Raw genomic sequence first — 17,397 nt, 5'->3', positions numbered from 1 at the left:
TAGTAACCGCCGGACCTGCTCATGCCCGCCACCGAAGTACTGCTGATCGTCGTTGTCGTCGCCGTACTGGCCGTGCTGGTGCTGCAGATCATGCTGTTACGCAGCCGGAACGACACGGGCCTGACCACGCGGTTGGACGCGCTGAAAGACGACGGCGAGCGTCTGCAACGTGCCCTGCGCGAGGAGCAACGCGCCGGGCGCGAGGAGCTGCAGCAGGGTTTCGATCGCTTTCGTGGCCACGTCGGCGAACAGCTCGGCGGTATGAACCTGCAGCAGGCTGAGCGTATCGATGGTTTCGGTCAGCGCCTGAACCTGCTTACCGAACGTACCGACAACGGCCTGCAGTCCCTGGCCCAGCGCCTCACGGAAGATGCGCGCAAGAGCCGCGAGGAACTCACGCTCACCCTCAATCGCCTTGGCGAACAGCAGCAGCAGCGCCTGGCCGCACTCACTGCCGACAATGAGAAGCGCCTGGGCGAAGTGCGCGCCACGCTGGAAATCAAGCTCAAGGCGATTCAGGACGACAACGCCGCGAAGCTGGAGCAGATGCGTGCCACCGTCGACGAGAAACTGCAGAGCACGCTGGAAACGCGCCTCGGCCAATCGTTCAAGCTGGTCTCGGAGCGGCTGGAAGCGGTGCAGCGCGGCTTGGGCGAAATGCAAAGCCTCGCCACCGGCGTGGGCGACCTCAAGCGCGTACTGACCAATGTGAAAACGCGCGGCACCTTTGGCGAAGTGCAGCTGGGCGCCTTGCTCGAACAGATCCTGATCCCCGAACAATACGCCGCCAATGTGGCGACCGTGCCTGGCTCATCGGAGCGCGTGGAATACGCCATCCGCCTGCCCGGCAGCAACGGCGACCAGCCCGTCTGGCTGCCGATCGACGCCAAATTCCCCATCGAGGACTACCAGCGCCTGCTCGACGCGCAGGAAGCTGCCGACGTCGACGCCGCCCTGGCCGCCGGCCGCGCGCTGGAAATGCGCGTGCGTGAGGAGGCCAAACGCATCCATACCAAATACGTCGCGCCGCCGCACAGCACCGACTTCGCCATCCTGTTCCTGCCCACCGAAGGCCTCTACGCCGAAGTCATCCGCCGCCCTGGCCTCTCCGACCTGCTGCAGCGCGACTACCGCATCACCCTCGCCGGCCCCACCACCCTGACCGCGCTGCTCAACAGCCTGCAGATGGGCTTCCGCACACTAGCGATCGAAAAGCGCAGCAGCGAAGTCTGGCAATTGCTCGCCGCCGTGAAGACCGAGTTCGGCAAATTCGCCGGCGTGCTGGAAAAGACCCGCAAGAAACTCACCGAAGCAAGCAACGTCATCGACCAGGCCGGCGTCCGCACCCGCGCCATCCAACGCAAACTGCGCGACGTCGAATCGCTACCCGGCGAACAGGCACAGGAGCTGCTGGGTGAGTCGCCGGTCAATGGCGACGAGGACGAAGAAGAAGAAAAAGGCGAGGGCTGAACGTCAACGATCTTGGGGCGGTCGTCGCAGTCCGCTGCTTTGCTCTTGCTGTCGTCTTTGTTCTTGCTGTTGCCCTTGATCTTGGCCCCCCCTGTGCAGCGGTGAGGGCTGGACGATCAGGCCCGCAGGGGCATGGGCACGGATGCCCATGCCTCCCGACAGGACACCAAACGTCGTGTCGAAAAGCCCGGCCAGACCTCACGGACCCGCAGGCGAAGCCGGAGGGCGCGTAACCGGGGTGGCCTCTCTTTTGGTTACTTTTCTCTGGCCAAACAGAGAAAAGTGACTCGGACCGCGGCAGCGGTTCGAAAGCCCGCGGCAGGCGAGCCAGGCCGCAACCACGCGACAATCGAAGCACCACTCCGCTAGATTCCCGCCTACGCCGGAATGACGTAGTAGAGGCGTTGAACCGAGCACCCGCCCCTCACCCAAACCCTCTCCCCGAAGGTGAGAGGGAGTCACACTGATACCCATCCGAGAACGTATTCAACCGATCGCATGCGCGGCTGCACGTGCAATCAGCGCGTCATCGGGACGCACCCCCGTGTACAGCACAAACTGCTCCACCGCCTGCAACACGATCACTTCCGCACCGGTAATCACCGACTTGCCCTTGGCCCGTGCCAGCCGAATCAACGGCGTCTCCGGCGGCAACGCAACCACGTCGAACACCACCCGCGCGCGTTCCACTTCCTGCTCGCTGAAAGCCAAGGTATCCGCCTCCGCGCCCTCCATCCCGATCGGCGTGACGTTGATCAGCAACTCGGCCTGCACGCCCTGCATATCGGACGACCAGGCGTAGCCGCAGGCCTCGGCTAACGTGCGGCCGGCCGTTTCATTGCGAGCGACGATATGGCCATGACGAAATCCGGCATCGCGCAGCGCGCAGGCCACCGCCTTGGCCATGCCACCGCTGCCGCGCAGGGCGAGCGTGATGTCCGGCGGAACCTGATGCTGTTCGATCAACGTGGCCACTGCGATGTAGTCGGTGTTGTAGGCACGCAAGTGACCATCGTCGTTGACGATGGTGTTGATCGACTCGATCGCTGCGGCCGAGGTATCGATCTCGTCCACCAATGGAATGCAGGCTTCCTTGAAGGGCATCGAGATCGCGCAGCCGCGAATGCCCAGTGCACGGATACCGCCGATCGCCGCCGGCAGATCCCGCGTGGTGAAAGCCTTGTAGACGTAGTTCAGTCCCAGCGCTTCGTACAGGTAATTCTGAAAGCGCGTGCCGAAGTTGCCTGGCCGGCCGGACAGCGACATGCACAGCTGGGTATCGCGGTTGATGCGGCTGGTCATGCGGTGCTCCCGTCATTCGTTGATGCGATCTGAGTCATCCAGCCTGCCACGATTGCGCACCCGCGCCCATCGGTAAGAGCGCACCCTGTGTGCGCTCCTTCAAACCCCAAATACCGGATAGCGACGTTTCACCTCATGCATCGAGTTGCGATGCGTGCCGGAGTCGTCCCATGAAAACCTTGCTGATGACACTCGCCCTGGCCGCGGGCCTGACCCATGCCGGACACGCCGCGGCGGTCGGCCGCATGCTGGATCTCAGCGTGTACGACCGCACCAGTCAGCGCAGCCTGCCGGTCTACCAGCACGACGGCCGCTACTACATTGCCGGGCAGCCGGGCCATCGCTACCAAGTCAGCCTGCGCAGCCGCAGCGGCGACGATGTGCTGGCCGTGCTCTCGGTCGATGCGGTGAATGCGATCTCCGGCGAAACGGCTGACTGGTCGCAAACGGGCTATGTGCTGAACCCTTACGAGAACACGGATGTGCTCGGTTGGCGCAAAAGCCTCACGCATGTGGCCGATTTTGTGTTTGCGGATTTCGCGCAGAGTTATGCCGTGCGCACCGGACGGCCGGACAATGTGGGTGTGATCGGCGTGGCGGTGTTTCGTCGTCAGCCGGCCTATGTGCCGATGCAGCAGCCCATCCCCATGCGCCGCGAAGCGGATGCGCCGGTCGCCGCGCCACCAGCTGCGGAGGCAGCCTCCCGTTATACCGCCGCAGCCCAGTCAGCTCCCGCGGCGGCCCTGGCCAAGGCCGAGGCGCCATTGGGCACAGGCCACGGCCAACGCGAGTACTCCGCCGTGAACTACGTCGATTTCAAGCGGGCATCGAGCACACCGGATGAGGTCATCACGCTCTACTACGACACCTGGGAACATCTGCGGGCGCAAGGTGTTGTACCGCCTGCGCCGCCTCGCCCGGGCCAGCCCGAGCCCTTCCCCGGCCATTTCGTGCCGGACCCCTGAGTCCAGCCAGGGACTTGACGTGGGCGCTACACTTCATCGTCTGTGTACGTAGCCGAAGGAATCTGCATGAGCGACCCGACCCACCCGACCGACGTCACCCGCGAGCAGGCTGAGGAGGCCGTACGCGTGCTGTTGCGCTGGTCCGGCGAGGATCCGAACCGCGAAGGCCTGCTCGATACGCCCAAGCGCGTGGTGAAGGCGTATCGCGACTGGTTCTCCGGTTACCAGACCGACCCGGGCGAGTACCTGCGCCGCACCTTCAAGGAAGTGGCCGGCTACGACGAAATGGTGGTCTTGCGCGACATCGAGTTCGAAAGCCACTGCGAACATCACATGGCCCCGATCGTCGGCCGCGCCCATGTCGGCTACCTGCCCACCCATCGCGTGGTCGGCATCAGCAAGCTCGCCCGCGTGGTCGAGGCCTATGCCCGCCGCTTTCAGGTGCAGGAGAAGCTCACCGCGCAGATCGCGCAATGCATCCAGGAAAACCTGGAGCCGTTGGGCGTGGCGGTGGTGATCGACGCTAGCCACGAGTGCATGACCACCCGCGGTGTGCATAAGCGCGGCGTATCGATGATCACCAGCCAGATGCTCGGCGCGTTCCGTGACGACGCGCGCACCCGCTCGGAATTCCTGCAGTTCATCGGTATCCGCGGCGGGCGCTGATGCGCAAGTTTTTCATCGCTGCACTGTTCGCCCTGCCGCTGCTCGCGGCAGCGCAGAGCTACCCCAGCACTCCCGCGGAATACCTGAAGCGGATGGATACGAACGGCGACGGCAAGGTCAGCGAAGCCGAGTACGTGGAGTACATGAGCGCCGGCTTCCGCCGCATGGACACCAATGGCGACGGCGTGCTGGAGGCAGATGAACTCCCCGGCGGCCGCGGCAAGCCCATCACCCTGCAGCAGTACCAGGACAACCTGCGGCGCCAGTTCCACAAGCTGGACCGCAACCACGACGGTTACCTCAGCGCCAAGGAACTGGCCGCACCACCGCAAGGCTGAGCCACACCCAGGTGCCCTTGTAGGAGCGCACCCTGTGCGCGATCCCGGCGCCACGCTCCGCACACAGATCAGTCAAGCGCACCATCTCTGGCCATCGCCCTTCAGGCGGCTCACGCCGTGCAAACCGGCAGTCCTGTCGGTTTGTCGCGCAACGGGTGCGCTCTACGGGAACACCGTGATGCGCTGCCGCAACGCCCGCCACCATTCCATCGACCAGGTTGCGCTATCGTTTGGTCTTTCCCGTCACCGAACACTCCCCCCGCATGGATCAGCCCCTCACGCATGTCACCGAACCGCGCCGCCGTGCGGCGGTCGCCTTCATTTTTGTCACGGTGCTGCTGGACATGCTGGCGTTCGGCATCGTCATTCCGGTGCTGCCGCATTTGATCGAGCAGTTGGCCGGTGGCGGCATTGCCAATGCGGCCTGGTGGGTGGGCATCTTCAGCACGGTGTTCGCGCTCGTGCAGTTCGGCTTTTCGCCGGTGCAGGGTGCGCTGTCCGATCGTTTCGGGCGGCGACCGGTCATTCTCATTTCCAACCTCGGGCTGGCGGTCGATTTCGTGGTGCTGGCGCTGGCGCCGACGCTGTGGCTGCTGTTCGCCGCACGCATCGTGCTGGGCATGACGGCGGCCAGTTTCACCACCGCCAACGCCTACATTGCCGACATCACGCCGAAAGAGAAGCGTGCAGCTGCATTCGGCATGCTCGGCGGCGCGTTCGGCCTGGGCTTCATCATTGGCCCGGGACTGGGCGGGTTCCTGGGCGACATCTCGTTGCGCCTGCCGTTCTGGGTCGCGGCGGGGCTGGCTGCCTGCAATTTCCTGTATGGCCTGTTCGTGTTGCCGGAGTCGCTGCCGAAGGAACGCCGCACACCGCGCTTCGAACTGCATAGTGCGCATCCACTCGGCGCGCTGAAACTGCTGCGCCGCTATCCGCAGGTGCTTGGGCTGGCGATCGTGATGTTTCTGGTCTATCTCGCCCACTACGTACTGCAAACCACCTTTGTGTTGTACGCCGACTATCGCTATGGCTGGGGGCCGCAGGCAGTGGGTTTCGTGTTGATGCTGGTCGGCGCCTGCGATGGCTCGGTGCAGGCATTCCTCACCGGGCGGCTCACGCCGCGCTACGGCGAGCGACGCGTGCTGGTCTGGGGCATGTTGTGCGGCATCGGCTCCTTTCTGCTGATGGGTCTGGCCAGTACCGGCTGGGTCTTCCTACTCGGCATTCCGTTGATGGCGCTGTGGGGGCTGTCCGGCCCGCCGATCCAGTCGATCATGACGCACCAGGTGGATCCGACCGAGCAAGGTCGTCTGCAGGGTGCCATTGCAAGCCTTGGCAGTTTCGCCGGCATTTTCGGGCCGTATCTGTTCGCACAGATCTTTGCGTTCTCGATCTCGCCGCAGTCGCCGATCCATCTGCCCGGCCTCGCCTTTGTCGTCTCCGCCGTGCTGTTGCTGATCGGTACGGTGATCGCAGCGCGCATCACCCGCCATACGCCCGACCACGCGACCATCATCACTAACGAGCCCGAACCGCGGGCCGCCGCCGTTCCCAGCGATCTCTCGCCGATCGCTGTCACCCGTCCCGCTGATCCAACGGAGCCATCCCCATGACCCTTTCGATGTATCAAGCCTCGGTACCTGTATTTCTGCGCACGCTTGCGAACCTCAGCCATGTGCTGAAGAAAGGCGAAGCTCACGCAAAATCCAAGGACGTGACGCCCGAAGTCATGCTGCAGACGCGACTGATCCCCGACATGCTCCCGCTGGTGCGGCAGGTGCAGATCGCCACCGACATGGCCAAAAACGGCAGCGCCCGCCTGGCCGGCGTCGAACCGTTGAAGTTCGAGGACAACGAAACCAGCTTCGATGAACTGCACGCCCGCCTGGAGCGAGCCATCGACTACATCAAGAGCTTCAAGACCGAGCAGATTGACGGCAGCGAAGCACGCGCGGTGACCATCAAATCCCGCAACGGCGACATCAACTTCGAAGGCCAGGCCTACCTGCTGCACTTCGTGTTGCCCAACCTGTTCTTCCACTGCACCACGGCTTACAACATCCTGCGCACGGCGGGTGTTGAGTTGGGCAAGACGGATTTTATTGGGAAGGCTTGAGTCCTTCGCCCAGCGGCAACGAAACCACGCCGCATTCGGACAGAGAAGTACGCCACCACACTGAGATACGCAGGCCGAAATCATTCGGCCTGCGATCAACGCTCATGCACGCCGCGCGCATAGCGGCCTGCCATCCTTGAGCTGCGCATCGCACAAGCGTCACCGCGATGTGCAAAGCACATACGGACCTGCATAGCTCCCCATAGCACTGTGCGATCGCACAGCGACTCGTCTATGTCGGCTCCATTTTCAGATTGATCCGATTGTCTGCCAACGGCCTGCCCGACTATTTACGTAGCGGCGATCTGTAAATGTTTCGTCAGAGATTCGACATCAGATCGTAAAGCGACGCCGCAGCACCTAGCCAAGAGATAGCTCTCGGCTGCTCGCACGATGCGTGCTGACGGCGCCCCTTTCACTAGAAGCCAGCGACCTCTACAGGCTTCGAGCCATACGACAACCTTTGGGGAGACACACATTGAAAGCACGCCATAGCCGCGATTACGCCTCATCCGTAGCCGCAAGGCCCGCCATCGCCAAGGCGACAAAGCATAGGAATGTTCTTGCCACTGCTATCGCAACCGTGATGGCGTTCGGTATCACGAACGTTGCATTCGCGCAGTCCACCACCGGCAGCATTTTTGGCCAGGCACAGGCCGGTGAAACGGTAGCGATCAGCGGTTCGACTGGCATCACCCGACAAGTCACCGTGGACAGCTCCGGTCGCTACCGCATCAGCAACCTTCCGCTGGGCACCTATACCGTCACGCTTCAACGCAACGGCTCGACGGTCGACAAGCGCGACAACGTCAACCTGGTGGTGAATGCCGGCACCGAGGTGTCCTTTGCCTCTGCGGCAAATGCGTCGTCGCTATCCACCGTTACCGTATCCGCGAATGCGCTGCCGTCAATCGACGTCTCCACAGTGGATTCGCGCACGGTGGTGACATCCCAAGAACTGGCGCGGCTACCGCTTGCTCGTAATGCGGAATCCATCGCGCTGCTTGCTCCCGGCGTCGTGTCGGGCAGCAGCTATTTCACTGGGCCCACCGGTGGCTCGCTGGTTTCCTTCGGTGGCTCGTCGGTGAGCGAGAACGCTTACTACATCAACGGATTCAACACCTCCGATCCGCTATCGAATCTCGGTGGCATCGGCCTGCCCTACGGCGCCATCGATCAGCAGGAGGTTTACACCGGCGGTTACAGCGCGATGTACGGTCGTTCGGACGGCGGCGTGATCAGCCAGGTCGGTAAACGCGGCACCAACGAATGGCACTACGGTGCACAAGTGTTGTGGGCACCCAGGTTCCTGGAGTCCGCCCCCCCGAGCATTGACTACCCGAACGCCACGCTCCCCGAACACTACGGCTATAGCAACCAAAAGCTGCCTGGAACGCCCTATCGCTCCCGCAAGGGCAACACCAGTTGGACCACCACTTACGGCGCCTATGTCGGCGGTCCGCTGATCAAGGACAAACTGTTCCTATTCGTCGCCGCAGAAGCGGAGAAGCAGGAAGGCAAGTCGACGTCCTCGTCCGCCGTGGCGCAACCGAACAACAACTACTACAGCTACAGCCGGCCCAAGCACTACGCAAAGCTGGACTGGAACATCAACGACAGCAACATCCTCGAGCTGACCAATATTTCGAGCAAAACGTCCTATGCCGGCTCGCTGCACCACTACGACTACACAACCGGCGAGCAGGGCGCGCTCTTCGGCTACGACACCTCCACCAAGAAAGGCTCGGACATCTACATCGGCAAGTTCACCAGCTACATCACCGATGATCTGACCTTCTCGGCTACCTATGGTCAGAACAAGGCGGTGAACTACGCCGTTACGCCTGGCCGCGATGCCGACCTGCCCTATCTCGGCGGCGTCACGGAACAAGACCCCGCCCTCACCGGCGGCACGCCCATCCGCAATGGCGTGACGACACTTCTCGGCAAGTCGCCCAATGCCAGCAGCAAGAGCCACGGCCTGCGTCTTGATCTGGAATACAAGCTGGGCGACCACCAGCTGGCGCTCGGCATCGACAACATGCATTACGCCGCCACGGCCGAAGGCCAACGGATCGACGGTCCGGGCTACGCGTGGTACTACAGCAAGTCCAACGATCCGGGTGTTCCGCTCAATCCCACACTCGGCGTCGGTTCACCGGGTGGTGAGGGATACTATGCTCGCAGGCGCGTTTTCGACACCACCACCAGCATGTCGGTGGACCAGAAAGCGCAATACCTGGAGGATCGCTGGCAGGTCAACGACCGCTGGTTGCTGAGCCTGGGTATTCGCAACGACCAGTTCACCAACTACAACAACGCCGGCCAAGCGTACGTGCACAACAAGAACCAGTGGGCGCCGCGCCTTGGCTTCAGCTGGGATGTGTTGGGCGACTCCACCTTCAAGGTGTTCGGCAACCTGGGCCGTTACTACCTCGCGCTACCCAACAGCGTCGCGATTCGTGGCGCCTCGGCATCCACCTTTACCGACGAGTATTTCACTTATACAGGCATCGATCCCGTTACCGGTGCGCCGACGGGCCTGACGCCGATTGGACCTGGCCCCGTTTCGGCCAACGGTGAATACGGCCAGGCACCGGACCCCAAGACGGTTGCCGCCAAGGACCTGCGTTCGCAGTATCAGGACGAAGCCATCCTGGGTTTCAGCAAGACCCTGGGCAGCGACTGGGTGTACGGCGCCAAGGCCACGGTGCGCAAGCTGCAGACAGCCATTGACGACGTCTGCGACTTCAATGCCCTGGCCAACAAGGCCATCGCGAGTGGCATCGACCCGAACAGCGTCGTGTTCCCCAACGGCTGCCTGATCTTCAACCCGGGCAAGACCAATACGTTCCTGCTGGCGAATGCCGATGGCAATGGCTACAGCGAAGTCACCATGACCTCCAAGGATTGGGGTTTCGACCAAGGTGCGAAGCGCAAGTACTACGCACTGGATCTGTTCCTGGAACATCCGTTCGACGGCAAGTGGCAAGGCCGCATCGACTACACCTTCTCGCGCAGTTACGGCAACTCCGAAGGCCAGGTGCTCTCCACCATCGGCCAGGGCGATATATCCAAGACCCAGGACTGGGATTTCGCCTCGCTCATGGCCAACAGCAATGGCCTGCTGTCGAATGACCGTACCCATCAGTTGAAGGCACGTGGCGCCTACCAGGTTTCACCGGAATGGATGGTATCTGGCTCGCTGCAGATCGCATCAGGTACGCCCAAGGCCTGCATGGGCTATTACGGCACCGATGAATCCGATCCTTCAGCCTACGGTTCGAGGTACCGCTTCTGCGCTGGCAAGCCAACGCCGCTTGGAAGTCTTGGCCGCTTGCCGTGGACGAAGCAGCTTGACCTGGCTGTGACCTACCGTCCGCAGTTCGCTGGACAGAAGCTTGCCTTCAATCTCAGCATCTTCAACGTGCTGAACGAGCGCAAGCCGATCGTGACGGATGCCCTTTACGAGACCGATCGCTATACGGTCTCCAACACCTACGGCATCCCGCTGTACACGCAGCAACCACGTTATGCACGTCTCTCGGCGACGTACGACTTCTGATCGCGCCGTCCTGATGTGACTCATCTTCAGACCATGCGGCGGCGCGCAATGCAAACCGCCGCATGGGCTGATGTGGGGTGGGAGCCTAGTTGCAACCCCGGCGATCTTCGATGGACCGGGACAGGCCATCGAAGGTGTCCATCACAGTGGACTCCAGCACTCCCCTTGCCGCCGGCAACTCCGGCGGCTTTTTTGCGCTAGCCCAACAGGGCCTGCTTCATTGACGGAATATGCGAAGTCGACGCAGGCTTTGCGCAAGTCAGCGAAATCCGTACTCGATGCCCCTTCCATTTCGCAGAAAATTGATCAACGCCTACAGCATTTGCCGCAATGCACGTCAGCCATTCGCTATACGTTACGAATTTGGGAAGCTTCTGATTGCTCCTGCTCAACCAACAAGGCTAATTACTTCTTCACGTCCATCGTGGGGAAAAAACCTTGAAGAAGCAAAGGAAGCTGCTGGTCACCGCCATCGCCGCTGTGTTGTTCACACCACCGTTCGCAGCATTGGCCCAAAGCAACGATGCCAACATAAGCAGCGAAGGCAAGAAGACCTCCACGCTGGAAAGCATTACGGTCACCGGCTCACTGATTCCGCAAACGGAAGTCGAAACCTCAACACCTATTACCACCATCACCGCATCCGACCTCAAGGCCAAGGGTTTTGCCACGGTCGCCGATGCCCTTCAGCAATCGTCCTTCGCGACCGGCGGTGCGCAAGGATCACAGTCCTCAGGAGGCTTCACCCCCGGGGCGCAGACGCTGAGCATGTTCGGTCTGCCGGTGGGTTTCGTGAAGTATCTGATTGATGGACGGCCCATGGGTAACTTCCCTGGCCTCTACAACGGCAGCGACGTCTTCAACAATCTCAGCGGCATTCCTACCGAACTGGTTGAGCGCATCGAAATCCTTCCCGGCGGACAATCTTCCCTGTACGGCTCGGATGCCATTGCAGGCGTTATCAACATCATCCTTAAGAAGAAGCTCGATGCGCCGGTGGTCGACGTGCGCTACGGCTGGAGCCAGGACGGCGGCGGCGTGGATCGTCGCATCAGCCTGGCCAACAGTTTCCAGATTGGCCGCCTCAACATCATGGGTGGCGTGCAGTTCGAAAAGACCCAGCCGATCTGGGGTTTTGACCGCGAACTCACCGCCAAAGCGAATCAAAACGGCACCTCCGCACCGGTGCCTTCCCGCGATTACTTGATCTACAGTGCCACCAAAACGAGCAACGGTTACTACATGCTCGATCCCAACAAGTGCTCCCAGGTCAACGGCCAGTATCAGGGCACCGAAGGTCTGCAGAACCGGCCAAACAGCGGCGAATACTGCGGTTCGATGTACTCGGCCGGGTACCGCACCCTGGCCAATGACGTAAAGAGTGCCCAGGGGTACACACACGTCACCTTCGACGTGAACGATCACGTCCAGCTCTATGGCGACCTGCTTTACACCTATCAGGAGCAGAAGGACACGCCAGGCCCCTCTTTTACCTGGTGGGGAACGGGATCGAGCTATGGCGCGTTCTACGATCCGAATCTGGACGACTACGTCAATCTGCAGCGCGCCTTCTCACCAGAAGAAGTCGGCGGCTACCGTTCCATCATGAACAGGCGGATTGAGAACGCCTACATGCTCACCTTGGGCGCCAAGGGCCGGCTGGGTTCGTCCCAGTGGGACTACGATGCCAGCTTTACACACTCCGACGACAAGTTGAACGAGCGCCAATTTGCGCGTTTCACCAAGCCGATGGAAGCGTACTTCGCCAGTCACGTGCTCGGCCCAAGCCTTGGCGTCGATCCTAACGGCCTTGACATCTTCACCCCCGACTATGCGGCCTTCTACTCGCCGATCTCGACGGCCGATTTTCGCAGCTTCACGGGCTACACCTCGACACGTAGCAAGACCTGGGACAATTTATGGCGTGCCCAGCTCACCAATGCCTCATTGGTAAAGATGCCTGGTGGCGATGCCGGCATTGCTGTCGTGCTCGAGGGCGGCAATCAAGGTTGGAACTACGCGCCCGATACGCGTCTTCTCACTGGCGATGTATGGGGAACATCGGCGATACAGGGCGCGGGCCATCGCACGCGATATGCAGCGACTACGGAGCTCCGTCTTCCCCTGCTAGAGCAGCTAACAATGAATGCCTCCGTGCGCTATGACGCGTTCGACGTGGCCAAGCAGACAGTCAGCAAGCCAACCTACAGCGTAGGCTTCGAATACCGTCCAACCGACTTCCTGATGCTTCGCACGAAGTACGGATCGGCCTTCAAGGCTCCAACGTTGTCGGATCAGTTCCAGGGTGAAAGCGGTTACTACAGCACCGTCACCGACTATTACAACTGCGCGTTGCTTGGGTTCGGCCCAGGCCAAGCGGCTCAATGCCCGTCGAAGTACAACAGCGTGCAGTACGTCGGCACACAATCGGGTAATTCGAACCTGCAGCCGATCAACGCGAAAGTATGGAGTTACGGTTTCGTGCTGGCACCGGTTTCGCGCATGGCGATTACGGTGGACTATCTGCACTGGGGCATCAAGGACGAGGTGGCACAGCAAAGTGCGGACCAGCTGGCACAGCAGGAAGCCCTCTGTCGTCTTGGCGCACTCGACATCAACTTACCTACTTGTGTCGCCGCGCTTGATCAAGTGGCACGCGATGCTCTTGGCAACATCACCGGCATCTACACACCCAAGGTCAACGTCGCGAAGGAAGCCGTAAACGCCATCAACGCGAACTTCGACTACAGCTTTGGCATTGGCGAACTTGGCAGCCTGGCGTTGAACGCGTCTTACAGCAATGTGCTTAAGCACTCGTACCAGCCCTACCCAGGCGATCCGACGATCGATCTGTTGCGATCGCCCAACTACAGCACTGACTTCAAGACCAAGGCCAACGCATCGATCACCTGGCTTCGCAATGCGTGGAGCACCACGCTGTATGCGAACCGGTATGGCAGCACCCCCAACTACATCGCTTCGTTGAGCAACGACTACAACACGCCCGGTGCCGGCAAGCTCGCCCCCTGGATTCGGTACAACGCCAGCGTGTCGTATAACCCCGCCCCGGATCTGACCCTCTCCTTCCTGGTGAACAATCTCTTCAACAAAATGCCCCCCAAGGACAACAGTTACCCAGGCACCAGCACCAGCCCATACAACAATGAGAACTACAACGTGTTTGGCCGCACTTTCTATGTGCAGGCCACTTACAAGCTCGGTAAGTAGCCGCTTTGCCGAATGAACCCAAAGAGCCCCACCATCGGTGGGGCTCTTTTTCTTTGTCTGGATTTTGAGCCTGAGCACGATATTGACTACGCGGGCTTTGGCCCTACTTAGGATTTGTCCAATCGCTCACGATCCTCGCCGAGAACCAAGCCATGTCGCATGCCAGCAAGCTCAAAATTGATTTCGTCTCCGACGTCGTCTGCCCCTGGTGCGCCGTTGGCCTGAGCTCGCTGGAACAGGCGCTGCAGCGTTTGGATGGCGAAGTGGCGGTTGAGATGCATTTCCAGCCGTTCGAGCTGAATCCGCAGATGGCGCCGGAAGGCGAGGATATCGGCGAGCATCTGGCACGCAAGTACGGCAGCACGCCGGAGCAGATGGCGCAGAACCGCGAGGCGATTCGGCAGCGCGGCGCTGAAGTCGGCTTTACCTTCAACATGGACAAGCGAAGCCGCATCTACAACACGTTCGACGCGCATCGTCTGTTGCATTGGGCCGAAGCACAGGGTAAGCAGGCGGAACTGAAGCACGCACTTCTCTCCGCCTACTTTACGGATGGGCAGAATGTCAGCTCGCATGAGGTGCTAGTGCAAGCGGCCGCGCAGGCGGGCCTTGGTGCGGACGGAGCGCGTGCGGTGCTCGCTGAAAGTCGCTACGCCGATGAAGTGCGCGAGCAGGAACGCTTCTACCAGGCGCAAGGCATCCATTCCGTACCGTCTGTCATTGTGAACGATCGCTACTTGATTCAAGGCGGCCAGCCGCCGGAAGTATTCGAGCAAACGCTACGCCGGATCGCCGCGGAAGCCTGACCCAGCAAGGATCGCGCCCCTACCCGGGCGCGATCCCGCTCATCCCCTTACAATGGCCGGTCAGCGCCCCGCCCCACAGGCGATCCAGCGCAAACCCCGATTCGCTCTTCCGCCGGCCGCATGCTCACCGACGACACCAAGGAATCCATCCGCGCTGCCTATGCGCGCCTGAAAGAAGGCCTGCCGGGCTTCCGTGCGCGCGCTTCGCAGGGAAAGATGATTGCGGAGGTGGCCAAGGCACTGGCGCAGGAAGGCGGCGCCGCGGTGATTGAGGCGCCCACCGGCACCGGCAAGTCGATGGCGTATCTCATTGCGGGCGTGGAAGTGGCGCGCGCACAGAAGAAGAAGCTGCTGATCGCCACCGCCACTGTGGCCCTGCAAGAGCAGCTGGTGCAGCGCGACATTCCGCTGTATCTCAAGCTCAACGGGCGCGAAGCCAAAGTGGCGCTGGCCAAAGGCCGCGGTCGTTACTTGTGCCCGCGCAATCTGGCGATGGCACGCAACAGCGTGCAGGATGCTGGGCAGATGGGGCTCGGTTTCGACGCCGACCTGGCGCTGTGGTCCAAGCCGCCCGCCGAGCGCGACAAGCAGGCACTGTCCAAATTGGCCGGCGCGTTCGATCGCAACGAATGGGACGGCGACATGGACAACGCCCCCGAAGCGCCCGGCGATATGTTGCGCGCATTGATTACCACCAGCGCGGGAGGCTGCACCGGCCGCAAGTGCGGACAGTTCATGGCGTGTCCGTTCTTCGCCGCCCGACGCGCGGTGAGCGATGCGGAAATCATCGTCGCCAATCAGGATCTGGTGCTGGCCGATCTCACTATGCCGCGCGAGGAAGACGGTTTCGGCGGTGTGATCCTGCCCAAGCCGGACGAAGTGCTCTACATCTTCGACGAAGGGCACCACGTGCCGTCCAAGGCGATCGATCGCGGTGCTGCCGAGGTGCACATGAGCGTGGCCGTGCGCCAGCTCAGTCGCCTGTGCCGGCAGATCCATGCCGCCTACTCGCTCACCGACAAGCAAGTGATCGGCAAGCTCACGCTGGATGCCGGCGACGAAAAGCTGCAGGAGCTGAGCGACGCGCTGGAAGAACTGGAGAAAGACATCCGCCTTGCCTGGCTGCCCTCGCCCGATGACGACGAGCCGATGTATCGCGGCTCGCTGGGCCAGCTGCCGGAGTCGTGGGTGGAGCATGCGCGCGTGTTGTACGTGTTCACCGGCGAGATCGAACGCTGGATCAGCGCCGTGCGCCGCGCCGTGCTGGAAATGACCGAAGGCGGCCCCACCAACGAAGCGCTGTCGCGCGAACTCGGCATGGCACTCGAGCGCATCGACCGCCAGCTGCGCACGTGGCGCGCGTGGTCCAGCGAAGATCGCGAAGGCGCCCCGCCGCTCGCGCGCTGGGTCACCCTCAGCGCCGACCAGCAACTGGTCTGCCACGCCTCGTCCGTCTCCGCCGCCGGTCTACTTAGCAGCGTGCTGTGGGGCAATGCGAGCGCGGTGGTGATGACCTCGGCCACGCTCAGCGCGGGCGGCAACTTCCGCGGCTTCGCCGATGCTGTGGGTCTGCCAGATGAAGCGGTCACCCTCAGCTTGCCTTCGCCCTTCAATCTCGCCGCCCAGGCGCGACTGGAAGTGCCCGCACTGAACGCGCTGCCTGATGCACGCGAGGCACACGCACAAGAGATCACCGACTGGCTCGCCGCCAACCTGGACTGGGATGCCGGCAACCTGGTGTTGTTCACCTCTCGCGCCAAACTTGATCGCGTTCTGCAGAAACTGCCGATCGAACACGTGCGCCGAGTGCGCGCGCAGGGTTCGCTGGGCAAGGCACAACTGGTCGCCGAACACATCGCCGCTATCGAGGCCGGTAAAGGCAGCACGCTGTTCGGGCTGGCTTCGTTCGGCGAAGGTCTCGATCTGCCGGGCAAGCTGTGCGAAACGGTGGTGATCACGCAGTTGCCGTTCGCCGTACCTACCGACCCGGTGGGTGCCACTTACGCGGAATGGCTGGAATCGCGCGGCCGCAATCCCTTCATCGAAGTCACCGTGCCGGAAGCGACGCGCGTGCTTACGCAGTATTGCGGCCGCTTGATCCGCACCGAAACCGACCATGGCCGCATCGTGCTGCTGGATCGCCGCGTGGTGCTCAAGCATTACGGGCAACGCATGCTCAATGCCTTGCCGCCATTCGCACGCGTGATCGAGCGCGCGGCGTGAGTTCGCGCATTATCCGCGCGCAGGATTGCCCGCCGCAGCCGTGGAAGAACGGCATGGGCCGGACGCGCGAGATCGCCGTGTTTCCGCCGGGGGCCGACATTGCGAGCTTTTTGTGGCGCGTTAGCGTGGCCGAAGTGGATAGCGCCGCACCGTTCTCCACCTTTCCCGGCGTCGATCGTCATATCGCCCTGCTGGAAGGGGCGGGCTTCACCATGACGCTCGATGGCGGCTCCAGCGAACATCGGCTGCATGAGCCCTTTATGCCCTTCGCCTTTCCCGGAGAAGCGTCGGTGGACGTTGCGCTGGCCAATGGGCCAACGCGCGACTTCAACCTGATGCTGCGCCGAGGGAAAGCGCGAGGACGGGTAGACGTGTGGAGGGCTGGGGTGCGCCATCCGCTCGATGGCGTTTCGCTGGTTTATGTCGCGCGGGGTGAGGTGGAAACGCCGGATGGTTTGTTGCGGGCGGGGGATGCGTGGTTGTATCCACCTCCGGTAGGCGAGACCATGTTTTGGCAGGGCGATACCGTGGCGTTGGCGGTCTTCATCGAGTTGGCGAAGGTCTGAATTTCGGCCCGTGCCGTTGTTGGACGGAAGAGCTCGAGAGTGCGGCGGCGGCGCAAGGGCTCACCCCCTCCCAGCCTCCCCCTGCAAGCAAGGGGAGGAGCAAAGAGCTCCGTGCTTTCGGCGACCTGCCCCCTCCCTTGCTCGCAGGGGAG

At 62.0% G+C, this 17,397-nt stretch carries 12 protein-coding genes; 11 read left to right on the top strand and 1 reads right to left on the bottom strand.

All coding sequences use genetic code 11. From position 1 onward, the window contains the following. The first annotated feature begins 21 nt into the window (after window positions 1-21). Window positions 22-1,470, top strand: a complete 1,449-nt coding sequence (locus tag OUZ45_RS12160) for a DNA recombination protein RmuC (RefSeq protein ID WP_266170377.1) — start codon at window positions 22-24, stop codon at window positions 1,468-1,470. A 486-nt stretch (window positions 1,471-1,956) separates the two neighbouring features. Here the strand turns inward: OUZ45_RS12160 and OUZ45_RS12155 are convergent, their stop codons facing one another. Then, on the bottom strand, window positions 1,957-2,772 hold the full coding sequence (locus OUZ45_RS12155) for a shikimate 5-dehydrogenase (RefSeq protein ID WP_266170376.1): 816 nt from the start codon (window positions 2,770-2,772) through the stop codon (window positions 1,957-1,959). 170 nt (window positions 2,773-2,942) lie between these two features. Here OUZ45_RS12155 and OUZ45_RS12150 point away from each other — a divergent pair, with 170 nt between their 5' ends. From OUZ45_RS12150 to OUZ45_RS12105, 10 genes are all read left to right on the top strand, one after another. Continuing rightward, a complete protein-coding gene (locus tag OUZ45_RS12150) occupies window positions 2,943-3,737 on the top strand; it encodes a hypothetical protein (RefSeq protein ID WP_266170375.1) in 795 nt (264 codons plus the stop codon). A gap of 66 nt (window positions 3,738-3,803) precedes the next feature. Then, window positions 3,804-4,403, top strand: coding sequence for a GTP cyclohydrolase I FolE (gene folE, locus OUZ45_RS12145; protein ID WP_266170374.1), 600 nt, complete (start codon window positions 3,804-3,806; stop codon window positions 4,401-4,403). Then, window positions 4,403-4,741 (top strand): EF-hand domain-containing protein, encoded by a 339-nt coding sequence (locus OUZ45_RS12140; protein ID WP_266170372.1) that lies wholly within the window; start codon window positions 4,403-4,405, stop codon window positions 4,739-4,741. The genes folE and OUZ45_RS12140 overlap by 1 nt, the downstream gene beginning before the upstream one ends. A gap of 263 nt (window positions 4,742-5,004) precedes the next feature. Continuing rightward, the gene (locus OUZ45_RS12135; protein ID WP_266170370.1) at window positions 5,005-6,354 is read left to right on the top strand and encodes a TCR/Tet family MFS transporter; all 1,350 of its coding nucleotides are present in this window, start codon (window positions 5,005-5,007) and stop codon (window positions 6,352-6,354) included. Then, a complete protein-coding gene (locus tag OUZ45_RS12130) occupies window positions 6,351-6,857 on the top strand; it encodes a DUF1993 domain-containing protein (protein ID WP_266170369.1) in 507 nt (168 codons plus the stop codon). The genes OUZ45_RS12135 and OUZ45_RS12130 overlap by 4 nt, the downstream gene beginning before the upstream one ends. Before the next feature lie 532 nt (window positions 6,858-7,389). After that, window positions 7,390-10,422 carry a TonB-dependent receptor gene (locus OUZ45_RS12125; protein ID WP_425601691.1) on the top strand — a complete coding sequence of 1,011 codons (3,033 nt, stop codon included), beginning with the start codon at window positions 7,390-7,392 and terminating at the stop codon, window positions 10,420-10,422. A gap of 438 nt (window positions 10,423-10,860) precedes the next feature. Continuing rightward, complete coding sequence (locus tag OUZ45_RS12120) at window positions 10,861-13,650, top strand: TonB-dependent receptor domain-containing protein (RefSeq protein ID WP_266170366.1); 2,790 nt, start codon at window positions 10,861-10,863, stop codon at window positions 13,648-13,650. A gap of 152 nt (window positions 13,651-13,802) precedes the next feature. Beyond that, a complete protein-coding gene (locus tag OUZ45_RS12115) occupies window positions 13,803-14,456 on the top strand; it encodes a DsbA family oxidoreductase (RefSeq protein ID WP_266170364.1) in 654 nt (217 codons plus the stop codon). Between the two features lie 120 nt (window positions 14,457-14,576). Next, the gene (dinG, locus tag OUZ45_RS12110) at window positions 14,577-16,679 is read left to right on the top strand and encodes an ATP-dependent DNA helicase DinG (RefSeq protein WP_266170363.1); all 2,103 of its coding nucleotides are present in this window, start codon (window positions 14,577-14,579) and stop codon (window positions 16,677-16,679) included. Beyond that, complete coding sequence (locus tag OUZ45_RS12105; RefSeq protein ID WP_266170362.1) at window positions 16,676-17,245, top strand: HutD/Ves family protein; 570 nt, start codon at window positions 16,676-16,678, stop codon at window positions 17,243-17,245. Before dinG ends, OUZ45_RS12105 begins: the two co-directional genes overlap by 4 nt. Window positions 17,246-17,397 lie beyond the last annotated feature (152 nt).

The organism is Dyella subtropica, from assembly GCF_026283965.1.
GTDB lineage: Bacteria > Pseudomonadota > Gammaproteobacteria > Xanthomonadales > Rhodanobacteraceae > Dyella_D > Dyella_D subtropica.
Note: the sequence above shows the minus strand (reverse complement) of the source record. Positions and strands in the feature narration are given on the sequence as shown.

Bases quoted from the DNA above. Each gene is read 5' to 3' on its own strand.
- OUZ45_RS12155 (WP_266170376.1), bottom strand. From the start codon at position 2,772: ATGACCAGCCGCATCAACCGCGATACCCAGCTGTGCATGTCGCTGTCC.
- OUZ45_RS12115 (WP_266170364.1), top strand. From the start codon at position 13,803: ATGTCGCATGCCAGCAAGCTCAAAATTGATTTCGTCTCCGACGTCGTC.
- OUZ45_RS12160 (WP_266170377.1), top strand. From the start codon at position 22: ATGCCCGCCACCGAAGTACTGCTGATCGTCGTTGTCGTCGCCGTACTG.
- folE (WP_266170374.1), top strand. From the start codon at position 3,804: ATGAGCGACCCGACCCACCCGACCGACGTCACCCGCGAGCAGGCTGAG.
- dinG (WP_266170363.1), top strand. From the start codon at position 14,577: ATGCTCACCGACGACACCAAGGAATCCATCCGCGCTGCCTATGCGCGC.
- OUZ45_RS12135 (WP_266170370.1), top strand. From the start codon at position 5,005: ATGGATCAGCCCCTCACGCATGTCACCGAACCGCGCCGCCGTGCGGCG.
- OUZ45_RS12140 (WP_266170372.1), top strand. From the start codon at position 4,403: ATGCGCAAGTTTTTCATCGCTGCACTGTTCGCCCTGCCGCTGCTCGCG.
- OUZ45_RS12150 (WP_266170375.1), top strand. From the start codon at position 2,943: ATGAAAACCTTGCTGATGACACTCGCCCTGGCCGCGGGCCTGACCCAT.
- OUZ45_RS12130 (WP_266170369.1), top strand. From the start codon at position 6,351: ATGACCCTTTCGATGTATCAAGCCTCGGTACCTGTATTTCTGCGCACG.